Genomic DNA, 16,037 nt, shown 5'->3' with positions numbered 1-16,037 from the left:
AGCGATGCCGCGCTTCACGAGTGCATCCCCAGCAGGGCGACGCCGGCGACGATCAGTGCCACGCCGAACCAGTGGCGCGCGTCGATACGTTCACCGAACAGACGGCCAGCCAGCAGCGTCACCAGGACGAAGTTGAGGCTCAGCATCGGATAGGCGACGCCCACGTCCAGGCGCTGCAGCACCAGCAGCCAGAGCAGCAGGCTGCCGCCCAGGCAGGCGACGGCCAGCAGCAGCCAGGGCGAGAAGAGTTTTGCCGCGATGCCCAGCGGTGCATCGCGCCAGCTTTCCACGGCGAATTTCTGCGCCAGCTGGCCCATGCAGGTCAGCAGGCAGACGCAGGCCAGCAGCAGGGCCGTCATGGGCTGGCCTGCGGAATCAGCAGCACCACCAGGTGGTTCTGCCGGTAGCTGATGGCGTCGCTGGGTAGCAGCGCCAGGTCCTTCTCGTCGGCGTCGTCGTTGACCCGCATGACCACGCCGATGGAGCCCTCGGCACGGGCGCGGTCGATCCAGGCGCGTATGTCCTTGGGCGCGATGCTGCGGCCCTGACCTTCGGGGTAGGCCAGGCCGTACTTCAGCTCGCCCTCGGTATTGAACAGGGTGATGTCGCTGCGCCGGGTGCGCCAGGCCAGCGAGGTCGCCGCCCCCAGGTCGTTGCTCAGCAGGCTGCGGGCGCCCTGGAGCTGATCGAGGTGTTCGGCGATGAACTGGTCCGGCATCTTGCTGTTGACCAGCTTGTTCGGCATGGCGTTGGGTACCAGCGCCACCAGCAGCCAGGTCGCGAACGCCGGCGCCGCCCAGAGGCGATTGGGGCGCAGCAGTTGCAGCAGGCCGGACAGCAGCCAGGCGGCGCAGACCAGGACGATCATCAGCACGCTGGGCAGTTCGTCGTGATACTGCGGATGGCGGGCCTGCATGAACAGCAGGCCGGCCAGGGCGCTGCTGCCCAGCAGCAGGTTGAGCGCGCCGTTGAGTTTCAGCACGAGCAGGTTGCGCTGCTGCAGGGCACGCCCGACGGCGTCGGCCATCAGCAGGGCCAGCGGGGCGAAGCAGGGCATGATGTAGGTCGGCAGTTTGCCCTTGGCCAGGCTGAAGAACAGGAAGGGCATGGCGAACCACAGCAGCAGGAACAGCAGCCTGGAGTCGCGCCAGCCTTTGAGTCCGTTGCGCAGGGCCGGGAAGATCAGCAGTGCCCAGGGTAGTGCGCTGGCGAACAGCAGCGGGACGAAGAACCAGAACGGGCGGCCGTGCTGGGCGTCGTCGCCGGCGAAACGGCGGATGTGCTCGTGCCAGAAGAAGAAGTTCCAGAAGTCCGGCTCGCGGACGTGGATCATCAGCACCCAGGGGGCGCAGACCAGCGCGGCCACCAGCACGGCCAGCGGCCCGTAGCGCAGCATCTCGCCGAAGCGTTTCTGCAGCACGGCGTAGGGCAGGCCGACGATCACCGGCAGCAGGAAGGCAAGGAAGCCCTTGGTCATGAAGCCGAAGGCGCAGGCGGCGCCCAGCAGGCTCCAGGCGGCGAAGCGCCCACGGCTGCTGGTCGCGTCGAAGGCGAACCACAGGGCGCCGATGCTGAGGTTCACGCAGAAGGTGAACTGCGGGTCGAGGTTGGCGTAGCCAGCCTGCCCGGCGATCAGTCCGAAGCTCAGGTACAGCAGGCCCGCAGCCCAGGTACGGCGCGGGTCGTTCCACAGTCGGCGGGCGACCAGTATCACCAGCAGGGTACTCAGCGCGGTGACCAGCGCCGAGGCGAAGCGCACGCCGAACAGGTTCTGTCCGAACACCGCCTGGCTGGCCGCGATCAGCCAGTAGCCGCCGGTGGGCTTCTCGAAGTAGCGCAGGCCGAGTAGGTGCGGGGAAACCCAGTCGCCGCTCTGCAGCATGGCCTGGGTGATCTGCGCGTTGCGCGATTCATCGGGGATCCACAGGCCGTGGAACGCCATCGGCAGCAGGATGCACAGGACGAAGGCGGCGAGCAGTGCCGGGTAGGCCAGGCGCTTCATGCGTGCTGCACCCCCAGCCAGCCTTCGCGGCCGGCCAGTTCGCCGCGCACCAGGCTGGCGACGGGCAGGGCAGTCAGGTCGTCCGGCAGCAGCCGGCCCAGCGGAACGAAGCGGATGCCGCCGGCCCGTGCCTGGGCCAGCAAGCGGCGGAAGTCGTGGGCCATGAGAATGCCCTCGACCTCGGCGTGAATGGTGTACACGTTCAAGGCGTCCATGTCGAAGCGGGAAAGGATGTAGTCGTTGAAGGCAGACGGAGCCACCTGCGGGCCAACGACCTCGTCGAAGGTGGGCATGTCCACCGGGATCTGCGGGATGCCCGCACGGCCGTCGGCCAGGCGCGGGCGGAACAGCGAGCGGCCCCGGCAATCGCTGTTGTAGCGGAAGCCGAAGCGCTCCTTGGCTTCCACGGTGCGCTCGTCGGCGCGCCAGCCGGCCACCGCCGAGCACTCCACCGGGTTGCCGAGGATGTCGGCGAGGGTGTCGACGCCACGACGGATCTGTTGTTCCAGCTGCTCAGCTCTCCAGCGGCCGGCATTGGCCTGCCAGCCGTGGTGGTCCCAGGCGTGCAGGCCGACCTCATGGCCGGCGTCCTGGGCGCGCCGCATCAGGTGACCGAGGTCGCGACCGATCGGCTTGCCCGGCCAGGCGGTGCCGGCCAGGAGGATGTCCCAGCCGTAGAGGCCGGCGGCGTTGGAGCGCAGCATCTTCCAGAGGAACTGCGGGCGGATCAGGCGCCACAGATGCCGGCCCATGTTGTCCGGGCCGACGCTGAAGAAGAAGGTCGCCTTGACCTCGGCCTCGTCGAGCATGTCCAGCAACCGCGGCACGCCGTCACGGGTGCCGCGGTAGGTGTCGACGTCGATGCGCAGTCCCGCTCTCATCAGGCGATGCTTTTCTTCAGCGGAAAGGCATGCGGCAGGCCGCCCGCACGTTCGGCCAGGGCCTCACGGAGGAAGAAGTCCAGAGTCTTGCCGATGGTCTCGGCCAGCTCCACGCTTGGCTGCCAGTTCAGCAGGCGCCGGGCATTCTCGATGCTCGGCTTGCGGTGCGACACGTCCTGGTAGCCGTCGCCGTAGAAGCTGCGGCTTTCCACTTCGCGGAAGCCGGCGAAGGGCGGGAACTGGTCGCGCAGCGGGTGCGCCTCGAACTGCCGCAGCAGCTCCTCGCCCAGCTGGCGGATGCTCGCTTCGTTGTCCGGGTTGCCGATGTTGACGATCTGCCCGTCGCAGCGGCTGCCCTCGTTATCGATGATCCGCGCCAGCGCCTCGATGCCGTCGTCGACATCGGTGAAGCAGCGCTTCTGCTCGCCGCCGTCGACCAGGCGGATTGGCGTGCCTTCCACCAGGTGCAGGATCAGCTGGGTGATGGCGCGGGAGCTGCCGATGCGTGCCGAATCCAGGCGGTCCAGGCGCGGGCCCATCCAGTTGAACGGACGGAACAGGGTGAACTTCAGGCCCTTCTGGCCGTAAGCCCAGATGACGCGGTCGAGCAACTGCTTGGAGACCGAGTAGATCCAGCGCTGCTTGTTGATCGGGCCGACGATGAGGTTGGACTTGTCCTCGTCGAAGTTGGCGTCGGTGCACATGCCGTACACCTCGGAGGTGGACGGGAAGATCACGCGCTTGTTGTACTTCACGCAGTAGCGGACCAGCTTGAGGTTTTCCTCGAAGTCCAGCTCGAACACGCGCAGCGGGTTGCGGGTGTATTCGATGGGCGTGGCGATGGCCACCAGCGGCAGGACCACGTCGCACTTCTTGATGTGGTACTCGATCCACTCGGTGTGGATGCTGATGTCGCCTTCGACGAAGTGGAAGTCCGGGTTGCCCTTCAGGCGTTCGATGGCGTCGGAGCCGATGTCCAGGCCGTAGACCTCGTAGTTGCCATCACGCAGCAGCCGCTCGGAGAGATGGTTGCCGATGAAACCGTTGACCCCGAGGATCAGCACGCGGGTCTTGCGCTTGGGCTTGCCGGTCGCGCCGTGCAGGCGCGAGCCATCCACCAGGCCCATTTCGCGGGCCAGCTGCGGGCCGGCGAGGAACAGGCCGCTGTCGCCCTGCTGGCCGGAGAGGATTTCCAGCGAGTCTTCGCCACAGGCGATACGCAGCGGATCGACCGCTAGCACCGAACCAGGCGCCTTGCCGTTGTTGCCGGCGACCACGCGCGAGCTCCAGACGATCAGCTTGCGATCGCCCACCGGGGCGAATGCGCCGGGGTAGGGCTGGGTCACGGCGCGTACCAGGTTGTGCAGTTCGCGAGCCGGGCGCTGCCAGTCGAGCTGGCCGTCCGCCGGGGTGCGGCGACCGAAGTAGCTGGCGCGGGATTCGTCCTGGGCGACTTCCTGCAGCTCACCGCGAGCCAGGCGCGGCAGCGCGGAGGCGAGCAGCTCGCGAGTGGCTTCGCGCAGCTTGCCGTGCAGCACCAGTGCGGTGTCATCCGGACCGATGGCGACGCTTTGCTGGGCGAGGATGCCGCCGGCGTCGGCGCGCTTGACCATGCGGTGCAGGGTCACGCCGGTTTCGCTCTCGCCGTTGACCAGCACCCAGTTGGCCGGGGCGCGGCCGCGGTAGCGCGGCAGCAGCGAACCGTGCAGGTTGTAGGCGCCCTTGCTGGCGCAGGCCAGCAGCTCTTCGCTGAGCAGGTGGCGATAGTAGAAGGAGAAGATGTATTGCGGCTGCAGTTCGCGGATGCGCGCGACCCACAGTGGGTGGTTGACGTCTTCCGGGGCATGTACCGGGATGCCCAGGCGTGCGCAGAGCTGGGCTACCGATCCGTAGAAGCGATTCTCCTTGGGATCGTCGGCGTGGGTGAAGACGGCGTCGATCTGGTAACCGGCGGCGAGCAGCGCCTCGATGCCGGCGCAGCCGAAGTCGTGATAGGCGAAGACGATGGTCTGCTGGGTCATGGCTGGATGGACTCGAAAGAAGGGGAGGAAGTGGACATCTGGGCACGCGGCGCGTCGGCGCGGACGATGCGTTCGATGAAGAAGCGCGGGCGTGCCCGCACGTCGTTGTACATGCGGCCTAGGTACTCGCCGAGCAGGCCCATGCCGACCAGCTGCACGCCGGTGAACATGAACAGCACGGCGAACAGCACGAACACACCGTGGCCGGCCCAGGCGGCGCCGAACAGCAGGCGCAGCACCAGCAGCATCAGGGCGAAGGCGAAGCCGGCCACCGCCATGCCACCGCCGACGAAGGACAGCAGGCGCAGCGGCGAGGTGGTCATGCAGGTGACCAGGTCGAACATCAGGTTGATCAGGCGCAGGAAGTCGTACTTCGACTCGCCGTGCTCGCGCTCGGCGTGGGCGACGTGGATTTCGCTGGTATGGCGGGCGAAGCTGTTGGCCAGGATCGGGATGAAGGTGCTGCGTTCGCGGCAGGCGAGCATCGCCTTGACGATGCTCGCGCGGTAGGCGCGCAGCATGCAGCCGTAGTCGTTCATCGCCACGCCGGTGGAGCGCTGCACGGCGAGGTTGATCAGCTTCGACGGCCAGCGGCGCAGGGCGGAGTCCTGGCGTTGCTGGCGCACGCTGCCGACCACGTCGTAGCCCTTGGCGGCTTCTTCCACCAGGCGCGGGATTTCTTCCGGCGGGTTCTGCAGGTCGGCGTCGAGGGTGATCACCAGGTCGCCCTGGCACTGCTCGAAACCGGCCATGATCGCCGCGTGCTGGCCGTAGTTGCGGTTGAGGATCACCGCCACCACATGGCTGCCGGGAGCCTCGGCGGCTTCCTGGAGCAGATCGGCGGAGCTGTCGCGACTGCCGTCGTCGATCAGCACGATCTCGTAGTCGCGGCCCAGCTGTTCGCAGGCGGCAGTGGTGCGGCGCAGCAGCTCGGGCAGGCTGGCCTCTTCGTTGTACACCGGGATGACGATGGACACACGGTTGATCGGATAGGCTTTCACGGTGGCGTTACCGGAGCAGGGTTTCGATGGCGTCGACCACGCGGTCCTGGTCGGCCCGGGTCATGTCGGGGAACAGCGGAATGGAGACGATCCGCGAGGAGTTCCATTCGGTGTTGGGCAACTGCACGTGCGGGTAGCGCTGGCGGTAGTAGCTGTGCAGGTGACTGCCGATGAAATGGATGCCGCTGCCGATGCCGCGCTGCTGCAGGCCCTGCATGAAGGCATCGCGGTCGATGCCGCAGCGCTCCTGGTCGATGCGCAGGACGTACAGGTGCCAGGCGTGCTGCTGCGGGTAGTCCGGCAGCGCCAGCGGTTGCACGGGCAGGTGTGCCAGGCGCTCGGCGTAGCCGGCGGCCAGTTCGGCGCGGCGGGCGTTGATCGCTTCGAGCCGGGGCAGTTGCACCAGGGCGATGGCGGCGTTGATGTCGGTGAGGTTGTACTTGAAGCCCGGCTCCACCACCTGCGCCTGCGGCTTGCGGCCGTGGGTCAGGCGGTCGTAGGCGTCGACGCCCAGGCCGTGGAACTTCAGGGTGCGCACGCGGTTGGCCAGGGCCTCGTCGTCGGTGACGAACATGGCGCCCTCGGCGCAGGTCAGGTTCTTGATCGCGTGGAAGGAGAAGATCGCGGTGCCGCGCTGACCCACCGGCCGGCCACGGTAGAAGGTGCCGGCGGCATGGGCAGCATCCTCGATCACCGGAATCGCATGGCGCAGGGCCAATTCGTTGATCGGGTCCATGTCGCAGGCCGCGCCGGCGTAGTGCACCGGGATGATGGCGCGGGTGCGCGGGGTGATCGCCGCTTCGATGCGTGCGGCGTCGGTCATCAGGGTGTCGCGGTCGACATCGACGAAGACGGGGGTGGCGCCCAGCAGGCAGATCATGTTGGCAGTGGACACCCAGGTCTGCGACGGGGTGATCACCTCATCGCCTGGGCCGATGCCCAGGGCCAGCAGGGCCAGGTGCATGCCGCCGGTGGCCGAGGAGAGTGCCACGGCATGGCGGCAGCCGATGGAGTCGGCGAAGCGTTGTTCCAGTTCCTGGTTCTTCGGCCCGGTGGTGATCCAGCCCGAGCGCAGGACTTCGTTGACTGCCTGGATCTCTTCTTCGCCGATGCTGGGGCGCGAGAAGGGGAGGAAGGGCGTTTCCATGTGGTGTTCCAAAGGCCGCGACGGCTCTGTCAGGGGGTGAGAGAACGCTACGGGGGAGATCGTTAAGAAGCCGTTAAGTGGATGTCGTTATTCCGTTCGTCGGTCGTACTTGCGATAAGCAGCACCCGAAGATTGGAAGGGAGGGGAGTGAACGGTCTGAAAACGACATATCTGATGTCGGAAAACGCTGTTGAACACTCGTTCATCCTTGGCTATGGTGGCCCAACGCTCCTGCGGACCCTCCCGCAGGACATTCCGTCATTCGGATGAGGCCCTTGCATGCGTTATTCGTCGCTTGTGGACAGGATGGTCGGACCCGGCGTTGCCGCCTGGGACATTCATTACGCCGCCATCGCTGCCCAGCGAGCCGGCCGCGACGTGATAGTGCTCAGCGTCGGCGACCCCGATTTCGCTACCCCGGACTTCATCACCGATGCCGCCGTTTCCGCTTTGCGCGACGGCGACACCCATTACAGTGATGTAGCTGGCCGCCCGGCACTTCGCCAGGCGATTGCCGAACTACATGGGCGGCGATTCGGCCAAACAGTGGCCGCCGAGAACATCATCGTGGTCGCCGGCGCGCAGAACGGCCTGTTCGCCGCCGCGATGTGCCTACTGGAAGCGGGCGACGAGGTCATCACCTTCGATCCGGTCTACGTCACCTACGAGGCCACGCTGAAGTCCACCGGTGCCGTGCTGGTGGGGGTGCCGACCCGCCCGGAAAACGGCTTCCGCCCGCTGGCTGCGGATATCGCCACAGCGATCACGCCGCGCACCAAGGCGATATTCCTCGCCAACCCGAGCAACCCCACCGGTGTCGTGCTGGACCGCGACGAGCTGCTGGCGATCGCCGAACTGGCCGAGGCTCACGACCTCTGGGTGGTGGTGGACGAGGTCTACGAAGGGCTGACCTTCGAACGCGAGCACCAGAGCTTCGCCGCGCTACCCGGCATGGCCGAGCGCACCCTGAGCATCGGCAGCCTGTCGAAGTCCCACGCCATGACTGGCTGGCGCGCCGGCTGGATAGTCGCCAACGAGGTCCTGGTCGGGCACCTGGAAAACCTCGCGCTGAACATGTTCTACGGCCTGCCGGGCTTCGTGCAGGAGGCCGCGCTGGTGGCAGTGCAGCGCCACGACGAGGTGGTATCGGCGATGCGCGAGATCTACCGCCGCCGCCGCGACCTGGTAGTCGCCGCGTTGAGCGATTGCCCGCGGCTGAAGGTGCTGTCGCCCGAGGCCGGGATGTTCGTCATGGTCGACGTGCGCGACACCGGCCTCAGCTCGCTGGATTTCTCCTGGCAGCTGTTCCACGCCACGGGCGTTTCGGTGCTCGACGCGGCGGCCTTCGGTCCGCAGGCGGAGGGCTTCGTGCGGCTGTCCTTCGGCTTGAGCGACGAGAGCATGGCTGAGGCCTGTGCGCGGATCATCCGCTTCGTCGAATCCCTTCCCGCACGTGCCGAATCAACTGTAGGAGCGAGGGGGACGCCATCGTTATTGCTCGCGAACGCTCCTGATGCTTCTGCGGATGTGGCTGGTTCGCGAGCAAGCTCGCTCCTACAGAAAGCAGGTCCGTCAACGGCGAAGCCGGTGATCGAAGTGCGCGATATCCACAAGCGCTTCGGCGACTTCGAGGTGCTCAAGGGCGTATCGCTGTCGGCCCGCGAAGGCGAGGTGATCTCGCTGATCGGCGCCAGCGGCTCGGGCAAGAGCACCCTGCTGCGCTGCATCAACATGCTGGAGATTCCCAACCAGGGCTCGGTCACCGTCAACGGCGAGACCATCAGCCTGACACAGAACCGCCACGGCGAGCCGCAGGTGGCCGACCAGAAGCAGCTCACGCGCATCCGCTCGCAACTGGGCATGGTGTTCCAGAGCTTCAACCTGTGGCCGCACCGCACCGTGCTGGAGAATCTGATCGAAGCACCGACCTTCGTCCTCCACGAGAGCAAGACCGAGGCCCGCGAGCGCGCCGAGGCGTTGCTGGAACGTGTCGGCCTGGCGGAGAAACGCCACGAATACCCGGCCTTCCTTTCCGGTGGCCAGCAGCAACGCGTGGCCATCGCCCGCGCGTTGGCTGTGCGGCCGAAAGTGATGCTGTTCGACGAGCCGACCTCGGCGCTGGACCCGGAGCTGGTGGGTGAAGTGCTGCGGGTGATCCGCTCGCTGGCCGAGGAGGGGCGCACCATGATCCTGGTCACCCACGAGATGGCCTTCGCCCGCGACGTGTCGAGCCATGTGGCGTTCCTGCACAAGGGCCTGATCGAGGAGCAGGGCACGCCCGAGGAAGTGTTCTCGCGCCCGCGCAGCGAACGCTGCCGGCAGTTCGTCAACGCGCACCAGAATCGCTGACCGATGCCGCGCTGTCGGCGCATCGATGAGCGTGACCCAACACTAAATAAAACAATGCAGGGGATCACGATGAACAAGAAAGGTCTGTGCAATCTGATGGTGGGTGCGGCGATGCTGGTGGCCGGCGTGGCGAGCGCCCAGGCCGAGACGATCCGCTTCGCCCTGGCCGCCGAACCCTATCCGCCGTTCTCGCAGAAGCAGCCCGATGGCAGCTGGGTCGGCTTCGAGCCGGACCTGATCCACAAGGTCTGCGCCGAGATGAAGGCAACCTGCGAAATCGACGAAGTGGCCTGGGACGGCATCATCCCGGCGCTGCTGGCGAAGAAGATCGACGTGATCTTCAACTCGCTGTCGATCACCGAGGAGCGCGAGAAGCAGATCGCCTTCAGCCGTCCCTACTACGACACCCCGGTCGCCGTTGCCGCGCCGCAGGCGGTGGACGTGCAGATCAGCCCCGAAGGCCTGAAGGGCAAGGCCATCGGCGTACAGATATCCACGGTCAGCTCCAACTACCTGAAGAAGTACTACGAGAAGATCGCCGACGTGCGCTACTACGACACCCAGGACTCGGTGAACGCCGACCTGGTGGCCGGGCGCATCGACCTGATGATGGCCGACGGCATTGCCGTGGCGTCCTTCGTCAAATCGCCGGATGCCCAGGCCGCCGGCATCGTCAACAAGGGCGAGGTGAAGTACGACCCGCTGTTCGGCCGTGGCGTGGGCGCGGGCATGCGCAAGGGCGATACCGAGCTGAAGGCGAAGATGGACGAGGCCATCGGCAAACTGCTCGCCAGCGACGACTACAAGGCGCTGTCGGACAAGTACTTCGGCATGAGCGTCGCGCCCAAGCAGTGACCCCGGCGCGAGCCGCTTCCGTGCCCACGCGCCGATCCGGCGCGCGGGCACGAACCTGAGCCTCCCACCCTGGAGACGGCCATGCAAAGCATCTTCGACCTGATCGGCTTTGGTCCCAGCGGCTGGGGCCCGGCCCTGCTCAAGGGGTTGCTGGTCACCCTGCAGATTTCCGTCGGCGCCTTCCTGGTCGGCCTGCTCATCGGCCTGGCCGCGGCCAGTGCCAAGATCGGCGGCCCGCGCCCGCTGGCGATACTCGCGCGCGGCTACACCACACTGTGCCGGGCGGTGCCGGAGCTGCTGCTGATCCTGCTGCTGTTCTACGTCGGCTCCATGGGCCTGAACCAGTTCTTCGAGTGGCTCGGCTACGGCCAGGTGAAACTGAACGGCATGATGGTGGCCATCGTCGTGCTCGGCCTGGTGCAGGGCGCCTACGCCTCGGAAATCTTCCGTGGTGCCATCCAGTCGATTCCATTCGGCCAGATCGAAGCGGCGCGCGCCTACGGCATGCACGGCTTCGGTCTGTTCCGCCGGGTGACCCTGCCGATGATGGCGCCCAACGCGCTGGCCGGCATGGCCAACCTGTGGGTCAACCTGATCAAGGACAGTGCGCTGATCAGCGTGGTCGGCACCAACGAGCTGCTCTACACGGCCAAGCAGGCCGCCGGCTCGACCCGCCATTACCTGACCTTCTACCTCACCGCGGCGGCGCTGTACTACGTGCTCACCGTGCTTTCCAACCTGTTCGCGGGCTACCTGGAGCGACGTTTCCGTCGCTGGATTCCGGCGGTCTGAGCGAGGCGCGGCGATGAACGAACACTGGCTATTCGTCTACGGTGCCCTGCTGCTCAAGGGCCTGGGCACCACCCTGGTGATCCTGCTGATCTCCGCCATTCTCGGCTTCGCCCTGGCGCTGGTTGTGGCGCTGGCGCGGATGTCGCGCAACTTCCTGGTCTCGCGCCTGGCGCTGGCCTACACCAGCGTGATCCGCGGCACGCCGCTGCTGGTGCAGATCTACATCTTCTACTACGGCCTGGGCAGCCTGTTTGCGCAGTTCCCGCTGATCCGCGGCAGCTTCCTCTGGCCCTACCTGCGCGATGGCTTCTGGTACATCGTCATCGCGCTGATCCTCTCGGTCGGCGCCTACGTCGGCGAGGTGGTGCGCGGCGGCCTGAAGGCGGTGCCGCGCGGTGAGCTGGAGGCCGCTTCGGCGTTTGGCATGAACCGCTCGCTGGTGCTCTATCGCGTGTGGCTGCCGCGTGCGATTCGACTGCTGCTGCCGACCCTGGCGGGAGAGAGCGTGATGCTGCTCAAGTCCACCGCACTAGCGTCCACCATCGCCGTGGTCGACCTGCTCGGCGCGGCCAACGTGGTGCGCGCGCAAACCTTCCAGGTGTATGAGCCGCTGCTGCTGGTGGCGGCGATCTACGTTTGCCTGACGTTCATCATCGAGGCGCTGTTCGCCGTACTGGAGCGCACTACGCCGGTCCGCCGCGAAACCCAGAAGTCGGCGCAGCGATCATGGTTGGGCAAGCGCAGGACAAGGACGGCAGTTTGATAATGCATAGTTCACCTTACGATCTTGCGAGCTAGAGCTGGATTAGGCGGGCGGCGCTCGAAGAGCGGAGTCTGCGCCAGTAAATGAGCATCTGAGGGCGGCGCCCAACGACATCCAGCCGACGCGCAGCAGATCGTCAGGCGTAGGCGCCGCGACGGAGGCCTTCGACCCAGCAGCGGCTGAGTTCGAGGCCATCGGCGGCGCTGAAGTTGGTCGGGTTCAGGCACCACTCCAGCCACAATCCGTCGAGCATGGCAGAAAGGCCGATGGCGGCCAGGCGCGGGCGCGCCACGCTGAAGTTTTCGGCGTGGGCGAGCTCGCTGATGAGTGTTTCGAGGATGGCAAGGTAGCTCTGATAGCCGCGCTCGTGCGCCTCGTTCACTGGCGGCGAGTGGCGGATCAGGCTCCAGAACACCACCCAGGGGCTGAGTAGGTCGGGGTCCAGCACTTGCGGTGAGAAGGAGCCGGTGAGGAAGGCTTCCATGCGCGCAGCGGGGTCGCCACCGACGGCGTCCACCTGCTGGTAGAGCGCCTGGGTAACCTCGCTGGCGAGGGTTTCATAAGCCTGGGCGACCAGCGCATCGATGCTGCCGAAGTGGTGATTGACCAGACCCACGGCGACCCCGGCTTCCCTGGCGATGCGGCGCACCGAGATACCCGCGTGGCCATCGGCGACCAGGCACTTGAGGCAGGCGCGGACGAGATGGTCGCGGCGTTCCTCGGGTGTGACGCGCTGGGCTTTCTGGCGGGGGATATCCAAGGGCTGGCGTCCTTTTGCGGCGTCGCTGAAATCGGCAAGTGGTTCCGATACTAGGAGGCGCCGCCGAAGATTTCCATGGGCGATTCGGACAGAGGAGAGGGCTTGATGATCGAGGATGTGTCCTTCAGCGTGGCAGGGGACTCGGGCGCGGAGTTGCGCGTTCTGGCGTGGCGTATCGATGGCGGCAGGCCGGGCCCCAGGGTGCACCTGCAGGCCGGCGTGCACGCCGATGAGATCGCCGGGATGCTGGTGCTTCACGAACTGTTGCCGCGCCTGCGCGAGGCGGCCGAGCGCGGTGTGCTCAACGGCAGCGTGACGGTCGTGCCGCAAGCCAATCCCATCGGCATCGGGCAGTTCCGCCAGGGGCGGATTCTCGGTCGCAACCACGACGCGACCTCGCGCAATTTCAACCGCGGCTTCATCGCCTCGGCAGCGGCCAGCGGGACCCTGGACAACCTCACGCTGTGGCAGAAGCGCCTGGCCGAACTGGCCGCGCCGGCGGACATCGTGCTCGACCTGCACACCGACGACGAGGCGCTGCAGTATGTGTATGTCCACGAGTGCTTCTGGCCCGCCGCGCAGGACCTCGCTGCGGCGTTGCGCGCGGAGCTGGCGATCATCTGGGAAGGCGATGGCGACGGTGCTTTCGAAGAGGTAGTGATCGCGCCCTGGTTGGCTGAACAGCGCTTCGCGGGGCGGCTGGTTGCAACCGTCGAACTGCGTGGCCAGGGCGACGTCAGCGACGCGCTGGCGCGGCAGGATGCCGAGGGAATCTACCGTTTCCTCGGCGCGCGCGGTGTGCTGGGCGATGCAGGTCCGTTGCCGGAATGGAAGGGCGTCGCGACGCCTATGGGCTTCATGGAAACCGTGTTTGCACCGGCCGCTGGGGTGCTGGTTTTCGAGCGTGAACTGGGCGAGTTCATCGAGGCGGACGAGCGCTTCGCGCGCATCATTTCGCGCCCCGGCGATGCCAGTAGCGAACATATCCTGCGGGCGCCGCAGAGCGGACTGTTCGCCACCCGTTACCGTGACCGCCTGATTCCCCTGGGCGCCATCGCGGGCAAGTTCACCGGTACCGCGCCGTCCAGCACCTGGAGCTCCGGGGCGCTCGACCCGTAAGGGCTGCTCTTCGTAGGAGCGAGCTTGCTCGCGAACACCTTGACCCCGCTGCGGAGGGCGGTTCGCGAGCAAGCTCGCTCCTACAGGGCTATGCGTTACAGCCAGACGGCGTTCCAGAAGGGATAGTTTCGAACAGAGCGAACAAGTCCGGCGCGCACGGGGTTGGCGACCAGATAGCGGGCTGCCGCTTTCAAGTCTTCATCGCGGCGTAGGGCGTGGTCATGAAAACCGGACTGCCAGACTTTGCCCGTGCGCCCTAGTGTCTTGTTGAGTGATATCGCGGTGATGGATTTCAGCCGCTGCATGAAGTCACTCAATGAATCGTTTTCGAGTTGGACCAGACAGTGAAAATGATCTGGCATCAATACCCACGCGAGGAGGTTGGGCTGTGCGACTTGGTGGATCGCTCGGGCAACGGCGCATGATGCGCTCCATTGCGTGAACAGGGACTCGCGTTGGTGAGTGACCGCGGTCACCAGATAAATCTGCCCGGTGATCGAGTGACGTCCACTGCGCAAATCCTTGCAATGAAATCCCATCTCGAATCTCCTCTGCGTATTGATGGATACGGTGCAGAGGTGTGGAGGCCTGACTGTAGGAGCGAGCTTGCTCGCGAACCTGCGGGGGCCGGTTCGCGAGCAAGCTCGCTCCTACAAAAACAAACGGCAAAAACAAAAACGCCCGCGCAAGGCGGGCGTTTTCGTGAGCGGCGAACTCAGTGGTGTTCGCGGGTGGCGCGGAAGGTGACGTCCGGCCAGCGCTCTTCCATCAGGCTCAGGTTGACGCGAGTCGGGGCCAGGTAGGTGAGGTGGCCGCCGCCGTCCACGGAGAGGTTCTCGAAGGCCTTGTCCTTGAACTCCTTGAGCTTCTTCTCGTCCTTGCACTCGATCCAGCGCGCGGACCAGACGTTGATCTGCTCATAGGCGCACTCGACCTTGTATTCCTCTTTCAGGCGGCTGGCGACGACGTCGAACTGCAGCACACCGACGGCGCCGAGGATGATGTCGTTGTTGCGCTCGGGGAAGAACACCTGCGTTGCACCTTCCTCGGCCAGTTCCTGCAGGCCCTGGCGCAGTTGCTTGGATTTCAGCGGGTCTTTCAGGCGTACGCGGCGGAACAGTTCCGGGGCGAAGTGCGGGATGCCGGTGAAGCCCAGCGCCTCGCCTTCGGTGAAGGTGTCGCCGATCTGGATGGTGCCGTGGTTGTGCAGACCGATGATGTCGCCGGCGAAGGCCTCTTCTAGCTGCTCACGCTCGCTGGAGAAGAAGGTCAGCGCATCGGCGATCTTCACGTCCTTGCCCAGGCGCACGTGGCGCATCTTCATGCCCTTCTCGTACTTGCCCGAGCAGATGCGCATGAAGGCGATGCGGTCGCGGTGTTTCGGGTCCATGTTCGCCTGGATCTTGAACACGAAGCCGGAGAACTTCTCCTCGGTCGGCGCCACGGTGCGCTCGTGGGCGCCACGCTCCAGCGGTTGCGGTGCCCAGTCGACGATGCAGTCGAGCACCTGGTCGACTCCGAAGTTGCCCAGCGCGGTACCGAAGAACACCGGGGTCATCTCGCCCTTGAGGAAGGCGTCCTTGTCGAACTCGTGGCAGGCGCCCTGCACCAGTTCCAGCTCTTCGAGGAAGTTGTCGTAGAGGTCGCCCAGGTGCGCGCGGGCTTCGTCCGAATCGAGTTTGTCGATGACCCTGGTCTCGATGCGCTCGTGGCCGTGGCCCGGCACGTAGACGATGATCTTGTCCTGGGCGAGGTGGTACACGCCCTTGAAGTCCTTGTAGCAGCCGATCGGCCAGGTGATCGGCGCGGCCTTGATCTTCAGCACCGCTTCGATTTCGTCGAGCAGCTCGATCGGGTCGCGGATGTCGCGGTCGAGTTTGTTGATGAAGCTGACGATGGGCGTGTCGCGCAGCCGGCAGACTTCCATCAGGGCGATGGTGCGCGGTTCGACACCCTTGCCGCCGTCGAGGACCATCAGCGCCGAGTCCACCGCGGTCAGGGTGCGGTAGGTGTCTTCGGAGAAGTCTTCGTGGCCGGGGGTGTCGAGCAGGTTGATCATGTGCTCGCGGTAGGGGAACTGCATCACCGAGGTGGTGATGGAGATGCCGCGCTGCTTCTCCATCTCCATCCAGTCGGAGGTGGCGTGGCGGTCGGACTTGCGCGACTTCACGGTACCGGCGACAGCAATCGCCTTGCCCATCAGCAGGAGCTTCTCGGTAATGGTGGTCTTACCGGCGTCGGGGTGGGAAATGATCGCGAACGTGCGGCGCTTCGCGACTTCGGCGGCTTGGATGCTCATGGATGGGTGCCTGGTCGATTCGGTGAAGACGGGCGGCAAGCGGCCCGA

14 protein-coding genes are annotated in these 16,037 nt (G+C 65.9%); 5 read left to right on the top strand and 9 right to left on the bottom strand.

Features of this window, described 5'->3' with window-relative positions:
- Positions 1-14: 14 nt before the first annotated feature.
- Genes arnE through arnB form a run of 6 tightly spaced genes read right to left on the bottom strand, consistent with a single transcriptional unit; the run spans position 15 to position 7,052 of the window.
- A complete protein-coding gene (arnE, locus tag L6D89_RS15555) occupies positions 15-359 on the bottom strand; it encodes a 4-amino-4-deoxy-L-arabinose-phosphoundecaprenol flippase subunit ArnE (RefSeq protein WP_236200389.1) in 345 nt (114 codons plus the stop codon).
- On the bottom strand, positions 356-2,002 hold the full coding sequence (gene arnT / locus L6D89_RS15550; protein WP_236200388.1) for a lipid IV(A) 4-amino-4-deoxy-L-arabinosyltransferase: 1,647 nt from the start codon (positions 2,000-2,002) through the stop codon (positions 356-358). Before arnT ends, arnE begins: the two co-directional genes overlap by 4 nt.
- Complete coding sequence (arnD, locus tag L6D89_RS15545) at positions 1,999-2,886, bottom strand: 4-deoxy-4-formamido-L-arabinose-phosphoundecaprenol deformylase (RefSeq protein WP_373874963.1); 888 nt, start codon at positions 2,884-2,886, stop codon at positions 1,999-2,001. The genes arnT and arnD overlap by 4 nt, the downstream gene beginning before the upstream one ends.
- On the bottom strand, positions 2,883-4,904 hold the full coding sequence (arnA, locus tag L6D89_RS15540; protein WP_236200386.1) for a bifunctional UDP-4-amino-4-deoxy-L-arabinose formyltransferase/UDP-glucuronic acid oxidase ArnA: 2,022 nt from the start codon (positions 4,902-4,904) through the stop codon (positions 2,883-2,885). The genes arnD and arnA overlap by 4 nt, the downstream gene beginning before the upstream one ends.
- The gene (gene arnC, locus L6D89_RS15535) at positions 4,901-5,905 is read right to left on the bottom strand and encodes an undecaprenyl-phosphate 4-deoxy-4-formamido-L-arabinose transferase (protein ID WP_236200385.1); all 1,005 of its coding nucleotides are present in this window, start codon (positions 5,903-5,905) and stop codon (positions 4,901-4,903) included. The genes arnA and arnC overlap by 4 nt, the downstream gene beginning before the upstream one ends.
- Before the next feature lie 7 nt (positions 5,906-5,912).
- The gene (gene arnB, locus L6D89_RS15530) at positions 5,913-7,052 is read right to left on the bottom strand and encodes a UDP-4-amino-4-deoxy-L-arabinose aminotransferase (protein WP_236200384.1); all 1,140 of its coding nucleotides are present in this window, start codon (positions 7,050-7,052) and stop codon (positions 5,913-5,915) included.
- 279 nt (positions 7,053-7,331) lie between these two features.
- Between arnB and L6D89_RS32615 the strand changes: the two genes are divergently transcribed.
- The 4 genes from L6D89_RS32615 to L6D89_RS15505 all read left to right on the top strand — a co-directional run bounded on the left by L6D89_RS32615 (position 7,332) and on the right by L6D89_RS15505 (position 11,811).
- Positions 7,332-9,401, top strand: a complete 2,070-nt coding sequence (locus tag L6D89_RS32615; protein WP_275094736.1) for an aminotransferase class I/II-fold pyridoxal phosphate-dependent enzyme — start codon at positions 7,332-7,334, stop codon at positions 9,399-9,401.
- A gap of 69 nt (positions 9,402-9,470) precedes the next feature.
- On the top strand, positions 9,471-10,256 hold the full coding sequence (locus L6D89_RS15515) for a transporter substrate-binding domain-containing protein (RefSeq protein WP_236200383.1): 786 nt from the start codon (positions 9,471-9,473) through the stop codon (positions 10,254-10,256).
- Positions 10,257-10,337: 81 nt separating this feature from the next.
- Positions 10,338-11,048 (top strand): ABC transporter permease, encoded by a 711-nt coding sequence (locus L6D89_RS15510; protein ID WP_236175601.1) that lies wholly within the window; start codon positions 10,338-10,340, stop codon positions 11,046-11,048.
- A gap of 13 nt (positions 11,049-11,061) precedes the next feature.
- A complete protein-coding gene (locus L6D89_RS15505) occupies positions 11,062-11,811 on the top strand; it encodes an ABC transporter permease (RefSeq protein ID WP_236200382.1) in 750 nt (249 codons plus the stop codon).
- A gap of 136 nt (positions 11,812-11,947) precedes the next feature.
- Here the strand turns inward: L6D89_RS15505 and L6D89_RS15500 are convergent, their stop codons facing one another.
- Positions 11,948-12,571 (bottom strand): TetR/AcrR family transcriptional regulator, encoded by a 624-nt coding sequence (locus tag L6D89_RS15500; protein ID WP_236200381.1) that lies wholly within the window; start codon positions 12,569-12,571, stop codon positions 11,948-11,950.
- 105 nt (positions 12,572-12,676) lie between these two features.
- Here L6D89_RS15500 and L6D89_RS15495 point away from each other — a divergent pair, with 105 nt between their 5' ends.
- Positions 12,677-13,690 carry a M14 family metallopeptidase gene (locus L6D89_RS15495; protein ID WP_236200380.1) on the top strand — a complete coding sequence of 338 codons (1,014 nt, stop codon included), beginning with the start codon at positions 12,677-12,679 and terminating at the stop codon, positions 13,688-13,690.
- 95 nt (positions 13,691-13,785) lie between these two features.
- On the opposite strand, the gene L6D89_RS15490 is transcribed toward L6D89_RS15495, so the two are convergent.
- Entirely contained in the window at positions 13,786-14,229 is a 444-nt protein-coding gene (locus L6D89_RS15490) for an REP-associated tyrosine transposase (protein WP_236200379.1), read from the bottom strand.
- A 176-nt stretch (positions 14,230-14,405) separates the two neighbouring features.
- Positions 14,406-15,989, bottom strand: coding sequence for a peptide chain release factor 3 (locus L6D89_RS15485; protein WP_236175606.1), 1,584 nt, complete (start codon positions 15,987-15,989; stop codon positions 14,406-14,408).
- Positions 15,990-16,037: the final 48 nt, after the last annotated feature.

Source organism: Pseudomonas pseudonitroreducens (assembly GCF_021603645.1).
GTDB classification, from domain to species: Bacteria; Pseudomonadota; Gammaproteobacteria; order Pseudomonadales; family Pseudomonadaceae; genus Pseudomonas; species Pseudomonas pseudonitroreducens.
This window is presented reverse-complemented; position numbering and strand designations above follow the sequence as displayed.

Bases quoted from the DNA above. Each gene is read 5' to 3' on its own strand.
- L6D89_RS32615 (WP_275094736.1), top strand. From the start codon at position 7,332: ATGCGTTATTCGTCGCTTGTGGACAGGATGGTCGGACCCGGCGTTGCC.
- L6D89_RS15485 (WP_236175606.1), bottom strand. From the start codon at position 15,989: ATGAGCATCCAAGCCGCCGAAGTCGCGAAGCGCCGCACGTTCGCGATC.
- arnA (WP_236200386.1), bottom strand. From the start codon at position 4,904: ATGACCCAGCAGACCATCGTCTTCGCCTATCACGACTTCGGCTGCGCC.
- L6D89_RS15515 (WP_236200383.1), top strand. From the start codon at position 9,471: ATGAACAAGAAAGGTCTGTGCAATCTGATGGTGGGTGCGGCGATGCTG.
- L6D89_RS15495 (WP_236200380.1), top strand. From the start codon at position 12,677: ATGATCGAGGATGTGTCCTTCAGCGTGGCAGGGGACTCGGGCGCGGAG.
- arnE (WP_236200389.1), bottom strand. From the start codon at position 359: ATGACGGCCCTGCTGCTGGCCTGCGTCTGCCTGCTGACCTGCATGGGC.
- arnB (WP_236200384.1), bottom strand. From the start codon at position 7,052: ATGGAAACGCCCTTCCTCCCCTTCTCGCGCCCCAGCATCGGCGAAGAA.
- L6D89_RS15510 (WP_236175601.1), top strand. From the start codon at position 10,338: ATGCAAAGCATCTTCGACCTGATCGGCTTTGGTCCCAGCGGCTGGGGC.
- L6D89_RS15490 (WP_236200379.1), bottom strand. From the start codon at position 14,229: ATGGGATTTCATTGCAAGGATTTGCGCAGTGGACGTCACTCGATCACC.
- arnT (WP_236200388.1), bottom strand. From the start codon at position 2,002: ATGAAGCGCCTGGCCTACCCGGCACTGCTCGCCGCCTTCGTCCTGTGC.
- L6D89_RS15505 (WP_236200382.1), top strand. From the start codon at position 11,062: ATGAACGAACACTGGCTATTCGTCTACGGTGCCCTGCTGCTCAAGGGC.